The organism is Pseudoalteromonas sp. S2755 (assembly GCF_005886535.1).
In the GTDB taxonomy this organism is placed as follows: domain Bacteria; phylum Pseudomonadota; class Gammaproteobacteria; order Enterobacterales; family Alteromonadaceae; genus Pseudoalteromonas.
Window position 1 is genome coordinate 1 of sequence record NZ_PNDS01000143.1, and the last position, 770, is coordinate 770.

The following is a 770-nucleotide window of genomic DNA, read 5'->3' on the forward strand; positions in this document are numbered from 1 at the left end:
AATGGTTAACCTCGCTACAGAATATAAGTCGCTGACCCATTATACAAAAGGTACGCAGTCACCCAACAAGTAGGCTCCTACTGCTTGTACGTACACGGTTTCAGGTTCTATTTCACTCCCCTCACAGGGGTTCTTTTCGCCTTTCCCTCACGGTACTGGTTCACTATCGGTCAGTTGGGAGTATTTAGCCTTGGAGGATGGTCCCCCCATATTCAGTCAAAGTTTCACGTGCTCCGACCTACTCGATTTCACTTTAGATAAGTTTTTGTGTACGGGACTATCACCCTGTTTCGTCATGCTTTCCAGCATGTTCCACTAACTACACTAAAGCTTAAGGGCTGGTCCGATTTCGCTCGCCGCTACTTTCGGAATCTCGGTTGATTTCTTTTCCTACGGGTACTTAGATGTTTCAGTTCTCCGCGTTCGCCTCGTTAACCTATGTATTCAGTTAACGATACCTGCAAGCAGGTGGGTTTCCCCATTCGGAAATCCTAGTCTCAAGCGCCTCTTACTGGCTTGACTAGGCTTATCGCAAGTTAGTACGTCCTTCATCGCCTCCAACTGCCAAGGCATCCACCGTGTACGCTTAGTCACTTAACCATACAACCCAAAATGGTTTGTATCGTCAAAGACAGTTTAACTTCGCCAGAAGTTAATATTGAATACTAAAGTAGACGCTAATTAATCATCGAAATGATTAATCGGCATTTTCTTTCGAAAACTCGATAAATAACTTTCGTTATCTATCAGAATTTAATTTTTCAGCTTTT

Annotated in this window: 1 rRNA gene; it reads right to left on the bottom strand. The window is 43.6% G+C overall.

Features of this window, described 5'->3' with window-relative positions:
• Positions 1–600 (bottom strand): 23S ribosomal RNA (locus tag CWC03_RS20385); the annotation flags it as partial.
• Between the last annotated feature and the right edge of the window lie 170 nt (positions 601–770).